Genomic DNA, 19,261 nt, shown 5'->3' on the forward strand with positions numbered 1-19,261 from the left:
CTTGAGCTCATGACACCGCTGACTCTTCATCGCCGGTTTGACGTCGCGCGCGTCAGCTCGCCTCGCGTTCCGGCTCCACGTAGCGCGGGAAGACGGCTTCGGGTTTAGGCAGTTCGGTGCTGGGCTTGAGACGTCCTGCCGCGCCGAGTTGCTCGAACCCCCGCGCATCGTCCGGCACGCTTAGGAGATCCAGCAGCTTGCCGCCGCTTTGCGGCATCGCCGCTTGCGCCAGAACGGCCGCCTGACGCACCACCTCGGCCGTGACGTAGAGGATCGTACCCATGCGCTCGGGGTTGGTCTTCTTGTGCGCCCAAGGCTCCTCGCCCGCGAAATAGCGGTTGGCGTCGGCGATCAGTCCCCAGACGAGCTCCAGGGCCCGATGGATGGCGAAGGCGTCGATCTCGGCCTCCACGCGCGGTAGAAGTCCGTCGGCGGCGGCCAGGATCGCCTCGTCGGCCTCCGTCAGCGCACCGGGTTCGGGAAGAACACCGCCGCAGTTCTTGGCGATCATGGACAGCGAGCGCTGCGCCAGATTGCCCAGATCGTTGGCGAGGTCCGCATTGATGCGCTGAACGATGCCGTCATGGCTGTAATTGCCGTCCTGGCCGAACGGCACTTCGCGCAGGAGGAAATAGCGGATCTGGTCGACGCCGTATTCGCGGACGAGCGCTATCGGATCGACCACGTTGCCGACCGACTTCGACATCTTCTCCCCCCGGTTGTAGAGGAAGCCGTGACCGAACACCTGGCGCGGCAGCGCCACGCCCGCCGACATCAGAAAGGCCGGCCAATAGATCGCGTGAAACCGGATGATGTCCTTGCCGATGATATGGGCGTCCGCCGGCCAGTATTTCTTGAAGCTCTCGGACTCCTCGTCCGGAAAGCCGACGCCGGTGATGTAATTCGTGAGCGCATCCACCCAGACATACATGACGTGCTTCGGATCGTCCGGAACCGGCACGCCCCAATCGAACGTGGTGCGCGAGACCGACAGGTCCCGCAGACCGCCGCGCACGAAGCTCTTCACCTCGTTGGCGCGCGTCTCGGGGCCGATGAAACCGGGATTGGCTTCGTAATGGGCGAGCAGCCGGTCCTGGAACGCGGATAGGCGGAAGAAATAGCTTTCCTCCTCGACCCATTCCACGGGCGTGCCTTGCGGCGAGAGTTTGGCGCCGTCGGGGCCGTCCGTCAGCTCGCTCTCGTCGTAATAGGCCTCGTCGCGCACCGAGTACCAGCCCGCATATTTGTCGAGATAGATGTCGCCGGCCGCCTGCATGCGCCGCCACAGCTCTTGGCTCGCCCGCTTGTGCCGCTCTTCGCGCGTCGAGATGAAGTCGTCGTTGGAGCAATCCAGCACCTCGACCATCTCGCGGAATTTCGGCGTGTTGCGGTCGGCGAGTTCGGTGGCGGTGATGCCCTGCTTGCGCGCGGTCTGCAGCATTTTGATGCCGTGCTCGTCGGTGCCGGTGAGGAAGAACACGTCCTTCCCTTGCAGCCGCCGGAAGCGCGCAAGGGCGTCGGTCGCCACTGCCTCGTAGGCATGGCCAATATGCGGCGCGTCGTTCGGATACGAGATCGCGGTCGTGATGTAGTAGGTTTGTCTGTCGGCCATAATGTCTCCCTAGTGGTTCGACTCGGGCAATTGCCCGCCCTTAGCTGCACCTGCCCGAGCAAATGCCCAAGTCGAGAGAACCACTAGCAACGCATGAGTCTGGTGGAGACATAGCCTTGCCTCCCCTCCCTGCCAAGCATACACAGCGAACGCGTCAGGACATTCGGCTTGCGGCGAGCTTCTGAAGGTCGAACCAGCTGTTCAGGACCAGAAGGCTCCGGTCCAGGTTGAGGGCGAAGGTTTCGGCGCGCGCGGCGGAAATCCCCTCCCAGGCATCCGCCCAGCCGGGCAAATTGTCCAACGACACCAAGCCCTTCGCGAGCTTTTCTTCCGTTCCCACGAGCCCCTCTCCCGTGGCCCCGTAGCGGACCAGCCGCTCGATCAGGCCGAGCAGCAGCGCGAGATAGAGTTCGAACTGCTCGGTCTCGGCGGTGCTTGCCAGCGTCTCGGCCTGGCGCTGCACTTTCGCGCCGTCGAGTTCAGGCAGCGCCTCGAACGTCGCGACGATCTGGTCGTACAGCGCGATGCCCTCTCCGGTCACGAGTTCCAAGGCCCGCCGCACGCTCCCTTGCGACAGGGCCATGGCAAGACCCAAGGTCTTCTCGTCGGCCTCGATCTCGTCGCGTGCGAGCGCGGCCGTGACGGCCTCGGCGAGCGGCGCATCCTCGAGCGGCGCGAGGCGCAGCACCCTTGTGCGCGACCGGATCGTGACCGGCAGAAGGCCCTCCGCGTTGGAGACCAGGAGAAACAGCGTGTTCGGCGGCGGCTCCTCGAGCGCTTTCAGCAACGCATTCGCCGCGTTCTGATTGAGCTGGTCGGCGCGATCCACGATGACCACGCGCCAGCTGCCGTCGCCCGCCGTGCTGCCGAGGAACGCGCGCAAGCGGCGGACTTCGTCGACGCCGATCACTTGCGAATAGCGCTTGGTCTTTTCCATCCAGGACCGGCGAATGAGGAGCAGGTTGGGATGGGCGAGCCCCGCGACCTTGCGGAAGATGGGGTGGTCGATCGAAACGTCCGCAGCCGCGCCCGGAAGAAGGTCGCCTGCTTCCGCATGGGCAAGGATCGTTCGGGCCAAACGATAGGCCAGCGTCGCCTTGCCGATGCCCTCGGGGCCGACCAGCAGCCAGGCATGGTGCAGCCGTCCGCTCCGAAGCGCCTCTTCGAATTCTTGAGCCGCTTCGTCGTGCCCGAACACGCGGTCCACATCCCGCGGGCTGGAGAACGGCTCCAACCGATCGGGCTCGGCGGCAGCGGGGGCGGATCTGCTGGCGGCGGCGCTCATCATGTTCTGCTCACGACCCTACACCGCAGGCGGCCGGTTCATGGATTGAGGCGCTGCAAGACCGTTTCCCAAACGTCCTCGGCGACCATGGCTTCGGGCTGGCTTGCATCGACCACGACGCAGCGGCCCGGCTCTTCCTCGGCGATGTCCAGAAATGCACGGCGAATGCGCTCATGGGTCATCAGCTCCTGGCTCTCGAAACGGTCGAGTTCGGTCCCTTCCGCCCGTGTCTCCACCCGCGCGAGCCCCTCCTCGGCGGGAATGTCGAGGATAAACGTAATGTCGGGCATGAGCGCGCCCACGGTCAGTTTCTCCAACGCGTTGATGAGCGGGCGTGGCACGCCGGCCGTCGCGCCCTGATAGGCGCGCGTGGAATCGACGAACCGGTCGCACACGACCCATTGGCCCTGCTGCAACGCGCCCTGAATGGCGTTGTCGATATGGTCGCCGGCCACGGAGAAGAGAACGGCCTCCGCCAGGGGTCCGAACGAGGCCGCCTGTCCGGACAGAAGGACCTCGCGGATCTCCTCGGCGCGAGGCGATCCACCGGGTTCGCGCGTGGCAAAGACCGGACGTCCCGACCGGGCGAGCCGCTCCGCGAGAATGTTGGCTTGGGTCGATTTGCCCGACCCTTCGCCGCCCTCGAGCGTGATGAACCGTCCGATTTCGATGGCTTGCTGCATGGTCGAAAGGCTCGCCTTCCCGGCGCTAGAGAAGCCAGCCAAATGCCAGTACGAGCAGGGAATCGATTCCCCGCTTGGCGAAGCCGCTGCTGTTGATGTCCTCGCCGGCATAGAGCGGGATCTCGTTGACCGCCGCCAAATCGGCCGACTGGACTTTCAGCGTGGCGATCTGATCGCCCTTCTTGATGGGCGCCTTGATCGGTCCCTCATAGACGATCTCGCCGGAGACCGCGCCAGTCGCGCTGGCCGGCAGGAGAAGATCGATCGCGCCGTCGCCGACCAGCGGCACGTAGTGCTTCTCCCCGCCCCAAACGAGCGCTTCGCTCACTTGCTGCCCGTCGTCGAACAACCGGAACGGCCGGAAGCTCTTGAAGCCCCATTCCAGCATCCTGCGGGATTCCGTTTCCCGGTCGTTCTTGTTCTCGAGCCCCGTCACGACAAGGACCAGGCGCTGATCGCCGCGCTTGGCGCTCGACACGAGGCCGTAACCCGACTCATTGGTGTAGCCGGTCTTCAAACCGTCGACGCCGATGTCGGACCAAACCAGCGGATTGCGGTTCCGGAAGGTGAACTTGTCCCGATAGCGGAACTCCTTCTGCGCGAAATAGGGATAGTACTCCGGATAGGTCTCGATGAGATGCTTGGACAGCGTTGCGAGATCCCGCGCGGTCATCAAGTGACCTTCCGCCGGCAGGCCGGTCGGATTGACGAAGTTCGAGCCCGTAAGACCGATCTGCCTCGCGTAGTCGTTCATCATTTTGACCGAAGCCCTCTTCGGTCCCGCCGATCCCCTCGGCGAGGATGAGGCTCCGTCGTTGGCAGACTGCACCGTCACGCCCTGGATCAGATCGCTCACGGTGATGGGGCTGCCGAGCGGCGCGAACATGGCGGCGGTGCCGGACGGAGCGCCGCCCGTGCGCCAGGCGTGCTCGCTGACCGTGAAGGTATCGTCGAGTTTGATGCGGCCGGACTTGAGCTCACGAAACACCACCGCCAGCGTCATGAGCTTGCTCATGCTGGCCGGGGGAATGCGGATATCGGCACCCTTTTCGTAAAGGACGAGATCGGCGCCGGAATCCATCAGGATGGCGTTCTGGGCCTTGGTCTCGAATTCGCTCGTCTTCTTCGACGCCGCACAGACCGGTCCCGCAGCGAAGGCCACGCTAAGCCCGCAGGCAACGGCAATTTTCGTCAATCTACGCAAAGCGCGCACGCGGTCACGTCGTTCTACTAGAGGAATGGTGGATCGAAACGCCGCCAAAGGCTGCGGCCCAAGCGGCGTCACTATCGAACTGTTAAGGCAAAAAATCAACCGGGCACGGACCAACGCTTAGTTTTGCAAGACGATTTTAGCGCCCCGGTAGCCCGCATCGGCGACGTCCGACAGCGCCGCCGCGGCCGATATCCCGTCCGCGAACGGCCCCACGCGGACCCGGTAATAGGTCTCGCCATGATCGACGATCGGGGCGATTTCCACCGGCCCGACACCGGAAAGCGCGCTCCACGCCCGCTGCGCATTCGCCTGGTCCTTGAAAAAGCCGGCCTGAATCATCGGCCCGCCGGAGGCCGGCGCCGCGGGTGCGGCAGGCCCGATCGAGCCGGTCGTCTCGCCCTCGCCCGAGTCGTCCTCGCCCGAGGCGTCCTGCAGACCCGCCACCGCCGCATCGGCCTCATCGCGCGGCCCGGGCCCGCGAACGATCACGGGCTTTGGCGTGGGCAAAGACACTGTGAGGGCCTCTCTGTCGGGACGATCCGGAAGCGGCGGCGGCGGCGGCGGACCTGCCGGCCCGACCGCGATCGCAACTTCCGGCCACCCGTCGGGGTCGGTGGTTCCCGCGTATTGCGAATAGCCCCGGGTCGAAAGGTAATCCCGCTCGAACGTGTCGTCGCCATCGAGCGAGGCCTTGCGCAGGTAACGGACCTTCACCTTGGCGGTGCCGGACCGCTTGAAACCGAGGACCTCTGCCGTACGCTCGGACAAGTCGATCAGGCGCCCTTTTCGAAAGGGACCCCGGTCGTTGACCCGCACCACGGCGCTGCGGCCATTGCCCAGATTCGTCACCTCCGCATAGGCCGGCAGCGGGAGCGTGGGATGGGCCGCCGACAGGCGCTCCATGTCGAACACCTCGCCGTTCGAGGTCTTGCGGCCATGGAACAGGGCGCCATACCACGAGGCGACGCCTTCGCGGACATAGCCGGGGTCTTCTCGGGGAGTGTAGCGCTCGCCATTGATCTCGTAAGGCTGGCCGATCTTGAAATGGCCGCCGCCTTTGGGCGCCGGCTGGCCGACCGGAACCAGGCGCTTCCCAAGACCGGCCGATTCCGGGTCCTCCGGGATGGCGCCCGGCCAAAGCCAAAGACCTGCCACTGTCAGGAGAAGAAGGACGAACCAAAGGCGCGCGTCAATAACAAGCCCGCTCAGCGACTTAACGTAACCGGAGCCGGGCCCGGGTCCCTCTGATGTCAGCCCGTCCAAAGTGCCGCCCCCCAAAGGGCTCAAGCAAGTTGCGCCGAAAGAGCCGCGAACGCAGAACCAAGTCGGCTCTTCCGGCGCAGAGTCGATTTGAACCCAACTCGGTTAGCAAAGACTAAATGCGGCCCGAAACCCCGCAGGTCACAAGACCGAATCTCTTCGACACTCGAAATATGCCACAGAATCAGCCCGGTAAAGCTTGCGCCGTCGTCATCGCTGGCAATTGTTAACCATAGCACGAGAACGCCGTGCCCAAACGGCCACAGAGTCTTTGAAAACACTCGCAAAACCCGCGCCAAGCCTTGTCGGCCAAAGGTTAACTGGCTAACGTCCCGGGTGATGGGCGGGTGCTGCTGTCGGCTTGGTCTGACATCTCACCAAAGACACTAACCGGACGGACGTGTTGATGGGTTCGTTGGCGAAGTTGGCGGCGATCGCGGTGGCGGTCTGTCTGGCCTTGGGTTCCCCCAAGGCCACGTCTGCGGCTGAGGTGTCCGAACCCCAGCGCGAGGCGATGCTGCAACGGATGATCGCCAATCCGAGCGATCTCGATCTCGCCTTCGAATACGCCCAAGCCTCCGCCGACGCAGGCGATTACGAGGGCGCCATCTCGGCCCTCGAACGCATGCTCATCTACGCGCCCAACACGCCCCGCATCCAGTTCGAGCTCGGCGTTCTGTACTACAAGCTCGGCGCGTATGAAGTCGCCCGGAGCTATTTCGAGCAGGTCCTTCTCAATCCCAGCGTACCGAATGAGGTCGCCGATCAGGTCCGGCTGTACATTCAACAGCTTGCCATTGCCGCGGATCCCCCGCCCTTCTCCGCCTCGATCTTCAGCGCCATCCGCTGGGAGAGCAATGCGAATTTCGGCCCGAGCACCAACACCGTCACGCTGAACGGCCTCGACTTCACCCTCGGCAGTCAGTCCGTCGGCCGCGACGGCTGGAGCTGGCTGAACATCGGAACGCTGCACTACTCCTACGATCTGGAGAAGCAGGGCGATCGCCTCGAGTTCGACTTTCTGGCCTATTCGACGGTCTATTTCGACAGCCAGCTGTCGGACATCGATCTCGACTTTTTCGAGTTTACCTTGGGTCCGAGCTTCAACATGAAGCGCTTCGACTGGGACCAGACGCGCCTGTTCGTCTACGCCATCGGCGACCTGTCCTATCTCGGGTACGATTCGTACTTCTACGCGCCCGGCGCCGGCATGAGGCTCTTGAGCTTCTCGGCGACCCAAAGCGTGCTCGATGTCCGTCTCGAGACCCGTTACCGCGACTTCCAGGATAACAGCGATCTCCCGACAAACTCGTTGCGCACCGGTTTCCAGACCCGGCTGGGCCTCAACTACACCTATTATTTTACGCCCGGCGTGGTGCTCACCACGGCCGGCTATGCTCAGCGTGAGGCCGCCGACGCCAGCTTCTATTCCAACACCGAGGTTGCTCTTTCGGCGGGTCTTGCCTGGACCTTCACGAACCCCTTCTGGGCCGCACAATTTCCTCTGACCTGGCAGCTCGGCGGCGGCATCATCCGCCGGGACTATGACGATCCGGACCCGACGATCAACCCCGTCGCGCCGGAGCGGGACGACACGTGGTGGGCCCGCACGGCGGTCGTGGTGCCGGTCGCCGAGACCTGGGCGCTCGTCCCCCAAGTCGAGTACCGGGATCAGCAGTCCAACTACGATCTGCGGACATTCGACAATTTGACCGCGATCCTCGGCATCCAGAAGAGGTTCTAAGGTGGGCGTCGCACGCGCAATCGGTGCGTTCCTCGTAGTGTGCGCAGCCATCGTGTCGGCGCCGCAGGACGGCGCGGCCAACAAGGTTGGCGTTGCCGCCGCCGTCAATCCGGATGCGTTTTTCGGCGCAGGCGGCGCGCGAAAAGAACTCCGGATCGGCAAGTCCATCTTCTACAACGAGCGCATCAGCACCGACGCCAACGGCGTGGTGCAAGTTCTGCTCGTCGACGGCTCGACCTTCACGGTGGGACGGAACTCCGACGTCGTGATTGATCGTTTCGTCTACGACCCGAACAAGAAGACCGGCGAAGTGGTCGCCACGTTCTCGAAGGGCTCGATGCGCTTTATCGGCGGCAAGATCTCCAAGAACCCCGGCGGCGTGACCGTGAACACGCCTGAGGGCAGTCTCGCGATTCGCGGCGGGATGTTCCAGGGAACGCTCCTGCCGGGAGGTTCGATCTTTTCCTTCCTCTATGGCAGGGAGATGACGTTCCGGGGACTGAGCGGCAAGGTTTATTCGGTCTATCAACCGGGCTATTCGCTCGTTCTGGGCAACGGTACGCCGGCGATCAGGCCGACGACGCCGGCCGACATCCAGACCATCATGACGAGCCTGACCAACAGCGCCGTCAACCCCACAAGCGCGAACACGGAGGGGCAGCCGCCGGCGCCGCAATACGTTTTCACGCTCCTCAACCTGCAGCAACTCGTCTCCGATGCGACGTCAACACAAATCACCGACGAGATCTTGAGGCAGGTGCTCGCACGGCGCATCCCCGTCGTGACGGTCGTGACCGACGAGACGATCACGAATACGACCACCCCTCCTTCGACCACGACCCCGTCGACGACAAGCCCGTCGACGACAAGCACGACGACGACCCCCACGACGGCCCCGTCGACGACCGACGTGACAGACATCAAGTACACGATCGGCGCCTATGGCAGCGGGCTCATCCAATCCACGAACCTCAACGACTACGGCTTTGCAACCAGCATCTCGCCGAGCGATTTTTCCTACAATGAAGACACGCGGGTCATCACATTGACGCTGCACGACATTGAGGGCGGCAGCTACGTTCAGCGCGCGATGCTGACGTTCACCCCGACAAGCGCCTACAATTGGAGCCTTTCGGCGCTCAGTCTTTATAACAACAGCGGGGATGCCATCCCGACGACGAGTTCTTCAGGCTTCATCGAGCAGCAGACGGGCTCCCTCTGCAGCAACTGCGAGTTCATCAAATGGGGCACGTTCGGGACCGAGTTCACGTACAACCAATACAGTGTGTCTGAGTATCCCGTCACCGAGGGGGTCGACCTTGGCTGGTGGGTCGGCGGTCAAGTGACGGCCTTCCAGGACCTGCCCGTCACCGGAACGGCAAGCTATGCGGGCACGGCCATCGGCAGCATCACCAATTATCAGTTGGACGGCCCAGTTGTGGGCACGGGCAATCTGGGTATGACCTGGAATTTCGCCCAGCGCTCGGGTGCGTTCGCCGTCACCAACTTCAATGCGAACTCGGCCCATGGCCTCCCCGACCTGAATGTCGGAGGCACGATGACCATGCCGGGCAACGTCAACCAGTTCTCCGGAGCCATCAACGGCGCGGCCGGGCAGACAGCAGTTTCGGGCGGCGCCCACGGCTCCTTCGTGACCGACGGAAGACGTCCTGCCGCCGGCGTGATCGGCAATTGGGGCGTCTCGGGTGCGAACGGCTACCGCGCCACGGGCATTTTCGGGGGCGTTTCAAAGCCCTAGTTAACTTGGCTTAACCTCATCGCCATATGCCGATGCGACGGTGGCACTGGCGCATTCCGCCAATGCAAATCGGCTGGGGTATGCTATATTTTGGCAACCTGGATTTGCTCTTCTCAACCGACTCGCAGAAGAGGCTTGGAGGGATGGCTCAAAACGGTCACACGACGCCGCGCCGCGGCGCCTGGGCGATCGCGCTGCTGATTGGCGCGGGGCTGGCTTTTGCCGTGTCCGTTCCCGCCGTTTCCCCTCCGGCCTATGCCGGCAAAGTCGGTGTCGCGGCCGCCGTCAATCCGGACGCGTTTTCGTCGCTCTCGGGCGTTCCGAACAAGCAGCTCAATATCGGCAAATCCATCTTCTACAACGAGCGCATCGAGACCACCACAAGCGGCCTTGTCCAAGTGCTTCTGGTCGACGGCTCGACCTTCACGGTCGGCCCCAACTCGAACCTCGTCATCGACAAGTTCGTCTACGACCCGAAGAAGAAGACGGGCGAAGTGGTCGCCACGTTCTCGAAAGGTTCGATGCGCTTCATCGGCGGCAAGCTGTCGAAGAACGCCGGGGGCGTGAAGGTGAACACGCCGTCCGGCGCGCTGGCCATTCGCGGCGGCATGTTCCAAGGCAACACGCAGAAGAAGATCTATTCGTTCCTGTACGGCCACTCGATGACGCTCCAGGGCCGGAACGGCAAGACCCATGTCGTCTACCAGCCCGGCTACACGCTCGATCTGTCACAGGGCGGCGGAACGGTCCGTCCAACCACGGCGGAAGATACGGCGGTCTTCTCCAAGGCGCTGTCCAACAGCGGCGGTTCGAGCTCCTCCGGCAATGGCAATGGCGACGGCGACGGGTCCGGCGGATCACAAGGGGGCCAACAACAGGCCGACAGCGGCACAAGCCAAATGACGCAGACGGTCAGCCTGCAGAACCTCATCGCGGACGCGACGGCAACGCAGATCGACGAAGAGTTGAAGAAGCAGGAGGACTCGTCGACCACGCCGCCGACGACGACCCCGAACGACAACCCGCCGACGACGCCGAAGGTCGATGCGCGCGTCATCCGAGTCGGACCGCAAGGCTTAGTCACGGACGACTTCGAATGGACGTTCGAGATCAAGAACAACCGCCTCGTTGCGGACGTACCTGCGGTAAACACCGACGAAGGCTGCGAGAGCTCGGACTGTATCCAGATCACGACGGTTTCGAGCAACACACAGACTCTTGAGTTCGATTTCCCGGCAAAGGTGACCTGTGCGACGGGCTTGGCCTCTGCGCCGTCAACGGCGCCAAAGTGACCGTCAATGGGGAAACCTTGAACTTCTCGGGCCACGCGGTTCTGAAAAAGGACTTCTTCGCCTATCACGTGGCCGAGGAAGGACTCGGCGAGGACGAACAGACCGTCCTTCGGAATCCCGTGCTCGTGTTCGGCGGCAAGAAGTACAATTTCGGGGAGACGAGCGGCAAGGTCTATGTCTTCGCGCTGACCAGCGACGTGGTGCAGCAAAGCGGCATCCCATTCGCTTCCGCCAACTCGATGCCGAACGAGGGAAATGGCTTTGCCTCGCCGCTGTTCGCTAAGGAGCAGAACACGGGCGATGCGGAGGACGGAAGCCGGCCGGTTTGGCTGCAAGCCAGCTTTGCCTTGGGCACCGGCGAGTCCTCGGGCCAGTCCTTCGTCAATGTCGCACTGGGCGAGTGGTCGTCCGACAATGGCCTGACCGGCTCACGGCGGGGCAGCTCCGACACGGCGAGTGACAATTACAGCTTCAGCGGCGACGTCAGAAGCGTCGCAGGCCCCGATGGCGGGCACTTCCTCGGCGCCAGCAACGGTCAACCCAACGCCGTCCTCGGCCTTGGCACCTCCGGTACGACGAATCCCGGCCGCGACAATCCCCTCAACGGGGACACGAGCTACCAGAACCAGATCGGTTCGACCCACCACATCGCGGTGGGAACCCAGACCTTTGACGATGTCGGGACGACGTCCGGCACGTTCCATGGCTATGCGGCCGGTTTCTCGCAGCAGGCGGGCGACGCGAGCAACGTCCAGTCGCTCGTAAACGGTTCAGCGAGCGAAGTGGTCCTGCGGCTCAGCGGGAATACCAACAATCTGACCGCCTCGATGAGATTTTCGCGGTCCTGGCTGGTCGACTCTGACCAGAACCTCCTTTCGACAAAAACGACCCAGTATGAGTTTGGTGGCAGTGGCAAGTCGTCGATGATTGACGGCAATATCTTTGGCGCGTTCGAGACATCGGGGTCTTCGAATGTGCGCGAAACTGGCTACGAATTCGCAGGGTACGAAACGAAGTACCGCTGGAAACTTCAGAATTGGAAATTGGTCAAAGTAGCATACGACAGCCCTGTGTTTCGCAAGTATGACCATTCGACAACACCCGATACGACGGGGTACCTCATCAGTGCCGATGCCATGGGCGCCAACAAGGTCCTGTTCGCGGGCCAGACGGTTCAGACCCCGAACGGCTTGGTTCAGAAACAGGCCTTCTGCCAAGATTGCGATTACATCAAATGGGGCGCCTGGGGCATGCGGTCCAACTACACGAACCACAATGGCGAGCAGGTTACCGAGGACACGCATCTCGGCTGGTGGATTACCGGCAATGTCGTGTCCGCCTCGGACATGCCGACGCGCGGTACGGCGCATTATGCGGGTGATGTTGTCGGAACCGTCGCAAAGTTCAACGGCCAGACCTGGAACCAGTCCGTTGCGACGGGCACCATGAACATGGACTGGAACTTTGCGACGCGCGGGCTCAGTCCAAAGGACAAGCTTACAATCAGCAACTTTGATGGAAAAACGTTCTCCGGACGCATGTTTGCACCAGGCAAAGCCAGCTTTGCCGGAGCGCTTACCGGCAATGGCGGCATCCAGGGCTCAGCCGCTGGCTCTTTCGTCGGCTCGCCTGGGAAAGGCCAGACGCCCCGTGGCGTGGTCGGCAATTTCAATGCACGTAATAGCGTCCTCGACACGAATGCGACTTGGAAAGCCAACGGCATCTTCGGCGGCACCCAGCGCTAGCCCCGCCTCCCCTGCGATCCAATCCGTTTTGCGCCGTACAGGGCCGCATCGCCAACCCCCGGCTTGACACGCCTCAAAGCGCGTACCGCGCTTGATCGAGCACTCTGGCGGCGGGCGCGCCGCGCCCGTTTCAAGGAACGCACACGCTCGAACAGTCCGCCGGAGGTCCCGATGTCCCGTCCGCCCAAATCACGTCCCTCCACGCCGCCCTCGCCCGGTCCGCACTCGCCGATTCCGCGGCTGAAGCATGCCCTCCTTCTCGCCGCCCTGGCGCTCGCGGCCGCGGTCGCGATCATCCTCATCGCACCGCGCGTCGCCGGTGCCGAGCCCACCGACATCACCGTCCGTGTGCTGAGCAAGGACGCGAAGTTCGTCGGCTCGAGCATGGGCGGTGCGCGCGTGGTCCTGCGCGACGCGGACACCGGCGCGATCTTGGCCGAAGGGGTCACGTCGGGCGGCACGGGCGATACCAAGGTTCTCATGCACGCGGACGGCGGACGCCGTGCCACGCTATCGAGCGACGACGCGGCCAAGTTCGACGCCACGATCGACATCGACGAGCCGCGCCTGATCGAAGTCGAGATCCTCGGGCCGTTGGGACAGCGGCAAAGCGCCAACCGGGTGACGGTCACCCAATGGGCCGTGCCGGGAGAGCACATCACGGGCGGCGACGGGTGGCTGATCGAGCTGCCGGGCTATGTGGTGGATGTGCTCGCCCCGCCGGCGCATATGAAGCTGCCGGCAGAAACGGCCAAGGTCGATCTGCGCGCGAATGTCAGCTTGATGTGCGGCTGCCCGATCACCCCTGGCGGGCTGTGGGATGCGGACGAACTCGCGGTCAAGGCTCTCATCACGCGGAACGGCGAGAAATTGCCGCCCCTCGATCTCGCCTATGACGGCCAGCCGAGCCAGTTTGCCGGCACAATGACCGTGGACCAGCCGGGCCTCTACGATGTCACGGTCTACGCGCACAACCCGCGCACCGGAAATACCGGGCTCGACCGCACGACCTTCATCGTGGCCAAATAGCGTGGCGCGGCTCTGGTGTTGCTGGAACCGAGCCCCTCGCGTGCGGTGCGCCCTTGCATCGGGACCTGTAAGTTCCCAAATGACAAAGGCTGCGCGGCTCCCGGCGCGGTCTTTCCGCATGTCAACCAACCCGCTGCCCGCGCAAGGAAATTCTGACGGCCACCGGCAAAACTTGTGACGTTGAACGAGGCGCGATGCGTGATCCAAAGAACCAGATGTTTGCCGAAGCCTGCGCCATGCTCAAACAAGCCGAGCAGCTTCACCGGCAATTCTTCGGCCCGTCGAGGGGCGGCCATTCCGCCAGCTGGGAGCCGCCGGTAGACGTTTTCGAGACCGAGCGCGAGGTGACCATCATCACGGCCCTGCCGGGTGTCCGGCCCGAAGCGGTCCGGGCCGAGATCGAGGGCACAACGTTGATCATCACCGGCATCCGGGCGATCCCAGCCTCAGGACGCGGCGCCAATATCGTCCGTCTCGAGATTCCCTATGGCCGCTTCGAACGGCGCATCGCGATTTCCAGCCGCTTGAGGCTGATCGATCAACAACTGGAAAATGGCTGCCTGAGACTGGTCTTTACGAGGCCGGCTAACACAATCATTGAAGTTCAAACCATGACCGACCAAGAACAAAGCCTGAAAACAGAAAGCTTGCAGAGCGGCGAGGAGACCTCTCAGTCCGAGACTGCAGCGGACTCCGCCGAGACCGCCGCGCCGCAACGCGAGTTGCCGGACGACGCCGTCATTCTGCTGCCGACCCGAAATGCGGTGTTGTTCCCCGGCGTGGTCGCGCCCCTGATGGTGGGCCGTCCCCAGACGGTTGCCGGCGCGCAAGCCGCGGTCCAGAACGGCAAGCCTGTCGGCATCATCCTCCAGAGCGATCCGGCCGCCGATGTTCCGGGCCCCGATCAACTGAACCGTGTCGGCACGATCGCCGAGATCATGCGCTATGTGACCTCGCCCGACGGCAATCACCATATCGTCGTGCGCGGCATACACAGATACAAGATTCTCGAACTCCTGGATGGCTACCCGTTCCTGGCCGCGCGCATCGAAAAGATCGGCGACTCCGAAGTCTTCTCGACCGAACTTGCCGCCCGCGTCCATCAACTGCGCGAGCGGGCGCGAGAGGCGTTGTCGCTGCTGCCCAACGCGCCCGAGGAACTTGCCGGCGCCATGGACCAGATCGAGTCTCCCTCCATGCTGGCGGACTTCATTGCGAACGTCATGGACATCGGCCCCGCCGAGAAGCAGGGCATACTGGAGACGTTCGACGTATCCGCGCGCATCGACAAGGTGCTGCGCGAACTCGCTCAGCAGATCGAAGTCCTGCGCCTGTCGAAGCAGATCGGCGAACAGACCCAAGAGTCCCTGTCGGGCCGCCAGCGCGAACACATCCTGCGCGAGCAGCTTCGCCAGATCCAAAAGGAGCTTGGCGAAGGCGAGGAAGACGAAGCCGAGATGGCCGAACTGCGCGAGGCCATCGACAAGGCGGAGATGTCCGAGGAAGCCGAGACCCAGGCCAAGAAGGAATTGCGGCGCTTGGAGCGCATGCCCGAGGCCTCGGCCGAGCACGGCATGATCCGCACCTATCTCGATTGGCTGACCGAGCTCCCTTGGTCGAAGCTCTCCGAGGAGACGATCGACATCGCCGAGGCGCGCCGCATCCTCGATGAGGATCACTACGGGCTCCCCAAGGTCAAGCAGCGGATCCTGGAATACCTTGCGGTGCGGAAGCTCAACCCAGATGGGAAGAGCCCGATCCTGTGCTTCGTCGGCCCGCCCGGCGTGGGCAAGACCTCGCTCGGCCAGTCGATCGCCCGGGCCATGGGCCGCAAGTTCGGCCGCATCAGCCTTGGCGGCGTCCATGACGAAGCGGAGATCCGCGGCCATCGCCGCACCTATATCGGCGCCCTGCCCGGCAATATCGTCCAGGCCCTGCGCAAGGCCGAGACGCGCAACCCGGTCCTCATGCTCGACGAGATGGACAAGCTGAGCGCCAGCTTCCACGGCGACCCGTCCGCGGCGCTGCTGGAGGTCCTGGACCCGGCGCAGAACAGCACGTTCCGCGACAACTATCTGGGCGTGCCCTTCGACCTGTCGAAAGTGATGTTCATCGGCACGGCGAACGTGCTCGACCAGATTCCCGCGCCGCTCCGTGACCGCATGGAGGTCATCGAGATTCCCGGTTACACCGAGGAAGAGAAGGTCGAGATCGCCAAGCGCTATCTGGTCAAGCGTCAGCTGGAAGCCACGGGCCTCACGGATACCCAGTGCGACATCACCGAAGAGGCGCTGCGCACCATCATCGACGGCTATACGCGTGAGGCCGGTGTCCGCAATCTCGAACGCGAGATCGGCGCTGTCTGCCGCCACGTGGCCATGCAAATCGCCGAAGGCGACAAGTCCAGCATGCGCATCGACGCGGGCGACCTGCATGACATCCTTGGGGCCCGCAAGGTCGACAACGAGGTCGCCATGCGCACCTCCGTGCCCGGAGTCGCGACGGGCCTCGCCTGGACCCCCACGGGCGGCGACATCCTGTTCATCGAATGCACGAAAGTGCCCGGCAAGGGTCGGCTGACCCTGACCGGACAGCTCGGAGATGTGATGAAGGAGAGCGCACAAGCCGCTCTATCGCTTCTGAAAGCACGCGCCGGGCACTTGGGCATCGAGCAGAGTGTTTTCGACACCTCCGACATCCATCTGCACGTGCCCGCAGGCGCGATCCCCAAGGACGGCCCGAGCGCGGGCGTGGCCATGTTCATCGCCCTCACCTCGCTGTTCACCGGACGCACGGTCCGCAACGACCTGGCGATGACCGGCGAAATCTCGCTGCGCGGGCTGGTGCTGCCCATTGGCGGCGTCAAGAACAAGGTGCTGGCGGCGGTCCGCGCCGGCATCACGACGGTGATGCTGCCCGAGCGCAACCGCAAGGACTACGAGGACATCCCGGAGTCCGCCCGCAAGGCGGTCCGCTTCGTCTGGATGTCGACCGTGGACGAGGCCATGGCCGCGGCCCTCAGCCCGCCCGAGGAGCACGATCAAGGCCCGAACGACCTCTCGGACGATCAGCGGCGCCTGGCCAGCGGCTAGCTCGACCGTAGACGGATGGGTCCGCGACGCTTCCTCTCGGGGGCGCCAGGGCCTATGATCCCCTCATTTTCGGGGGGTCCCATGCGGTTCCTACTTGGCCTTATTCTCGGTGTCGCGCTGACGGTCGTCGCTGCCTTTGTCATGGACCAGCGGGAAAAGGCCGTGGAGAAACGCGTGGTCAATTGGGACGTGGTCGGCGAGAAGGTCGGCGAGGCCACCAAGGATGCGCAGCAGGTCTGGGACGACTTCACCCGCGAAATCACAGGCCCCTAAAAGATCCCTGCCTCAACGGCTTAAGCGCGTGGGCTCCAGCTCACCTCGAACCCTGCGGGGAGCGCGGCATTCTTGACTTGCGGCCGCTTGGGCGGCTTGTCCTCCCGCCGCCCCTTCGGATGGGAGCTCGACTTCTGGGCCTGGGTGGTGCCCACCATGTTCATCCCGACCAGGAAGGCGGCGCCGCTCCCGATCACCGCGGCAATGGCGATGGCCCGCAACGCGCGCCGCAAACCCCGGCGGCCTGGGGATTCCAGCCGGACCGTCCGGTTCACATAGGCCAGAAACGAACTGAACAGGGCCGCCAGCGTGCCCCCGCTGAACACCATCATGGCGGTCGTGACCTTGCCGTCGACAGTTGCCTGGGGCGCCAGCGCCACGATGGCCAAGAGAACCAAGGCGGCCATGCCGTTCAATCCGATCAGGAAGGACAGCGCGCGCCCGGCCAGCCGGTTCCGCTCCTGCTCGATAAAGGCGGGATCGAGGTCGGGTCCAGACTGAGGGCTGTTCACGGTCATCTCGGCATATCCAGGCGCACCTAGCGCAGCACCATCTTCGGAAAATACAACGAGACCGTCCAGTTCGGGACGTCCACAATTTCGCTGATCCGCAGGTCGGCACAGACGCTGCACAGCATATAGGCCTCGACCGCATCCATATTTGTGCTGGCGCAAATCCAATCGATCATGCCCGAGACCGCGTCCCGGGCGCCTGCATCAGATCGGGCCCCACCCCCGTCGTCGCCTGGTACCCATCCTCATCGAGATGGCGCGAGACAGGCCCTTCTGTCTCGAAGCGCGGAAAGACAAGCCCCGCCTGCTTGATCAGGCCGATCTCGATCGCCACCACCATCGGGCTCTCGATCGCCGTGCCGCAAACTTCGCCGTCGCCCTGCGCCGCATGGGTATCGCCGAGCGACAAGAGACCGCCCGCGACCTCGACGGGCAGGTAAAGCGTCGTGCCGACCGCGTTGTCGCGAATGTCCATGTTGCCGCCCACGCGGCGCGGCGGGATCACCGAATGCGGCCCCGGCTCCGCGAGCGCGAGCCCCACCGTCCCGCAAAAAGGCCTGAGCGGAACCGCGCCCCCCGGCCCGAACATGGCCGGCGCGAGTGTCGCCGCGTCGTATTTCCAGATATGCAGGCGCGGATCGGGGAACTGATCGGCCAGCAGTCCGAAACCCGGGATGTTGGCGGTCCAGCCCCAGCCCGAGGCTGGAAATCCTTGAAGGTCACGGCGACCGCATCGCCGGGTTCGGCGCCCTCGATATAGATGGGCCCTGTCACCGGGTTCACGCGAGAGGCGTCCCGCGCCAGAAACGCCTCGAGTGTCGTGTCCGGTCCCACCTGCCCGGCCGAGGCATCGATCGTCTCGATCTCGACCGTCTCGCCGGGCTTGGTGGTCAAGACCGGCGCGATGGCGTTGTCCCAGCCGAAATGGTGATGGTTCTTGTGGATCGTGTGATTGCAGAGCACCGACGCCTCCCCGAGGACGCAGGGCGACCGAAGTCAGGTCTGGCGGAGACGGGGGGATTCGAACCCCCGATACGGCTTTATACCGTATAACGGTTTAGCAAACCGCCGCCTTCAGCCTCTCGGCCACGTCTCCGCTGGACGCAAAGGCTTACTGATCTCCTTCGACCCGGTCAACACGCGCGCGCGATTTCCAGGCGCGGATTTGCGCGGCCCCGGAATCCAATGGGCTCCCCCCATATTGCTCGTCCGCACACTATGATAGGCTCCGCCCAAGAACCCTGGGAGGAATGAGCGTATGAGCGGCGGCATCCGATTCGGATGGCCTTGGCGCGCGGCGGCATGCGCCGGCGTGCTTTTGGCCGCTGCGCCCTTTGCCGCAGCGCCCCGCGCGCAGGCCGGCACGGTCGAATATTGCGTCACCTGCAAGAACCCGAATGCCTCCTATCGCTGCCGGCTTCAGGGCAGCGGCGTCACCCAAAGCGATGCGTTCAAGCTCTATTGCGTGGTGAAGACCACCCAGGACGGCGGCCATGCATCCTGTGCGGCGAAGAAGAATCCGGGCTGCACAGGCGTGGTCAAAGTCTACAACTACGATGGCCCCACCCTGCCCGGCAACGTCGCGAAAGATCCGCGCGTGCGCCAGCTGAACGAGCGCGTGCAGCAGGAGAACCAGGCGTTCGAGGACAAGCGCGGAGATCAGCCCAAATCCCTGTTCGAGCTGGGTGGCCGGGCCTATGACGCTTCGAAGCGTGGCCTGCAAGGCGCGGTGCGCCATCGGCTGGCGCGGGTCGGCGGCCGC

At 63.9% G+C, this 19,261-nt stretch carries 13 protein-coding genes, 1 tRNA gene and 2 pseudogenes; 8 read left to right on the forward strand and 8 right to left on the reverse strand.

Going from position 1 to position 19,261, the window contains the following annotated elements; genetic code table 11:
• Nucleotides 1-52: 52 nt before the first annotated feature.
• From metG to AUC68_RS18055, 5 genes are all read right to left on the reverse strand, one after another.
• Entirely contained in the window at nucleotides 53-1,612 is a 1,560-nt protein-coding gene (gene metG / locus AUC68_RS02690) for a methionine--tRNA ligase (RefSeq protein ID WP_069436232.1), read from the reverse strand.
• 154 nt (nucleotides 1,613-1,766) lie between these two features.
• Nucleotides 1,767-2,900 carry a DNA polymerase III subunit delta' gene (locus AUC68_RS02695; RefSeq protein WP_069436233.1) on the reverse strand — a complete coding sequence of 378 codons (1,134 nt, stop codon included), beginning with the start codon at nucleotides 2,898-2,900 and terminating at the stop codon, nucleotides 1,767-1,769.
• A gap of 35 nt (nucleotides 2,901-2,935) precedes the next feature.
• Nucleotides 2,936-3,580, reverse strand: a complete 645-nt coding sequence (tmk, locus tag AUC68_RS02700) for a dTMP kinase (RefSeq protein WP_069436234.1) — start codon at nucleotides 3,578-3,580, stop codon at nucleotides 2,936-2,938.
• A gap of 25 nt (nucleotides 3,581-3,605) precedes the next feature.
• Complete coding sequence (locus tag AUC68_RS02705; RefSeq protein WP_244500349.1) at nucleotides 3,606-4,742, reverse strand: D-alanyl-D-alanine carboxypeptidase family protein; 1,137 nt, start codon at nucleotides 4,740-4,742, stop codon at nucleotides 3,606-3,608.
• 168 nt (nucleotides 4,743-4,910) lie between these two features.
• Nucleotides 4,911-6,056 (reverse strand): septal ring lytic transglycosylase RlpA family protein, encoded by a 1,146-nt coding sequence (locus tag AUC68_RS18055; RefSeq protein WP_083240332.1) that lies wholly within the window; start codon nucleotides 6,054-6,056, stop codon nucleotides 4,911-4,913.
• Between the two features lie 487 nt (nucleotides 6,057-6,543).
• On the opposite strand from AUC68_RS18055, the gene AUC68_RS02715 reads away from it, so the two are divergent.
• The 7 genes from AUC68_RS02715 (at nucleotide 6,544) to AUC68_RS02745 (ending at nucleotide 16,987) form a co-directional block, all read left to right on the forward strand.
• Nucleotides 6,544-7,797 (forward strand): tetratricopeptide repeat protein, encoded by a 1,254-nt coding sequence (locus tag AUC68_RS02715; protein WP_158008209.1) that lies wholly within the window; start codon nucleotides 6,544-6,546, stop codon nucleotides 7,795-7,797.
• Between the two features lies 1 nt (nucleotide 7,798).
• The gene (locus AUC68_RS02720; protein ID WP_069436238.1) at nucleotides 7,799-9,556 is read left to right on the forward strand and encodes a FecR family protein; all 1,758 of its coding nucleotides are present in this window, start codon (nucleotides 7,799-7,801) and stop codon (nucleotides 9,554-9,556) included.
• Nucleotides 9,557-9,699: 143 nt separating this feature from the next.
• On the forward strand, nucleotides 9,700-10,848 hold the full coding sequence (locus tag AUC68_RS02725; protein WP_158008210.1) for a FecR family protein: 1,149 nt from the start codon (nucleotides 9,700-9,702) through the stop codon (nucleotides 10,846-10,848).
• Between the two features lie 125 nt (nucleotides 10,849-10,973).
• Nucleotides 10,974-12,593, forward strand: a complete 1,620-nt coding sequence (locus AUC68_RS02730) for a hypothetical protein (protein ID WP_141701052.1) — start codon at nucleotides 10,974-10,976, stop codon at nucleotides 12,591-12,593.
• A gap of 171 nt (nucleotides 12,594-12,764) precedes the next feature.
• Entirely contained in the window at nucleotides 12,765-13,622 is an 858-nt protein-coding gene (locus tag AUC68_RS02735; RefSeq protein ID WP_141701053.1) for a hypothetical protein, read from the forward strand.
• Between the two features lie 611 nt (nucleotides 13,623-14,233).
• A complete protein-coding gene (lon, locus tag AUC68_RS02740) occupies nucleotides 14,234-16,714 on the forward strand; it encodes an endopeptidase La (protein WP_083240340.1) in 2,481 nt (826 codons plus the stop codon).
• Nucleotides 16,715-16,795: 81 nt separating this feature from the next.
• A complete protein-coding gene (locus tag AUC68_RS02745) occupies nucleotides 16,796-16,987 on the forward strand; it encodes a hypothetical protein (RefSeq protein ID WP_069436241.1) in 192 nt (63 codons plus the stop codon).
• A 20-nt stretch (nucleotides 16,988-17,007) separates the two neighbouring features.
• Here AUC68_RS02745 and AUC68_RS02750 read toward each other — a convergent pair whose 3' ends face one another.
• The 3 genes and pseudogenes from AUC68_RS02750 to AUC68_RS02760 form a co-directional block, all read right to left on the reverse strand.
• Nucleotides 17,008-17,505, reverse strand: coding sequence for a hypothetical protein (locus AUC68_RS02750; RefSeq protein ID WP_069436242.1), 498 nt, complete (start codon nucleotides 17,503-17,505; stop codon nucleotides 17,008-17,010).
• A gap of 20 nt (nucleotides 17,506-17,525) precedes the next feature.
• Nucleotides 17,526-18,462, reverse strand: a pseudogene (locus AUC68_RS02755) (acetamidase/formamidase family protein).
• A 40-nt stretch (nucleotides 18,463-18,502) separates the two neighbouring features.
• Nucleotides 18,503-18,595, reverse strand: a tRNA-Ser gene (locus AUC68_RS02760).
• Between the two features lie 162 nt (nucleotides 18,596-18,757).
• On the opposite strand from AUC68_RS02760, the pseudogene AUC68_RS02765 reads away from it, so the two are divergent.
• A pseudogene (locus tag AUC68_RS02765) lies at nucleotides 18,758-19,261 on the forward strand (hypothetical protein); the annotation flags it as partial.

The organism is Methyloceanibacter methanicus, assembly GCF_001723285.1.
In the GTDB taxonomy this organism is placed as follows: domain Bacteria; phylum Pseudomonadota; class Alphaproteobacteria; order Rhizobiales; family Methyloligellaceae; genus Methyloceanibacter; species Methyloceanibacter methanicus.

Coding starts and splice junctions, on each gene's coding strand:
- metG (WP_069436232.1), bottom strand. CDS start 1,612: ATGGCCGACAGACAAACCTACTACATCACGACCGCGATCTCGTATCCG.
- AUC68_RS02750 (WP_069436242.1), bottom strand. CDS start 17,505: ATGACCGTGAACAGCCCTCAGTCTGGACCCGACCTCGATCCCGCCTTT.
- AUC68_RS02745 (WP_069436241.1), top strand. CDS start 16,796: ATGCGGTTCCTACTTGGCCTTATTCTCGGTGTCGCGCTGACGGTCGTC.
- AUC68_RS02695 (WP_069436233.1), bottom strand. CDS start 2,900: ATGATGAGCGCCGCCGCCAGCAGATCCGCCCCCGCTGCCGCCGAGCCC.
- tmk (WP_069436234.1), bottom strand. CDS start 3,580: ATGCAGCAAGCCATCGAAATCGGACGGTTCATCACGCTCGAGGGCGGC.
- AUC68_RS02725 (WP_158008210.1), top strand. CDS start 9,700: ATGGCTCAAAACGGTCACACGACGCCGCGCCGCGGCGCCTGGGCGATC.
- lon (WP_083240340.1), top strand. CDS start 14,234: ATGACCGACCAAGAACAAAGCCTGAAAACAGAAAGCTTGCAGAGCGGC.
- AUC68_RS02735 (WP_141701053.1), top strand. CDS start 12,765: ATGTCCCGTCCGCCCAAATCACGTCCCTCCACGCCGCCCTCGCCCGGT.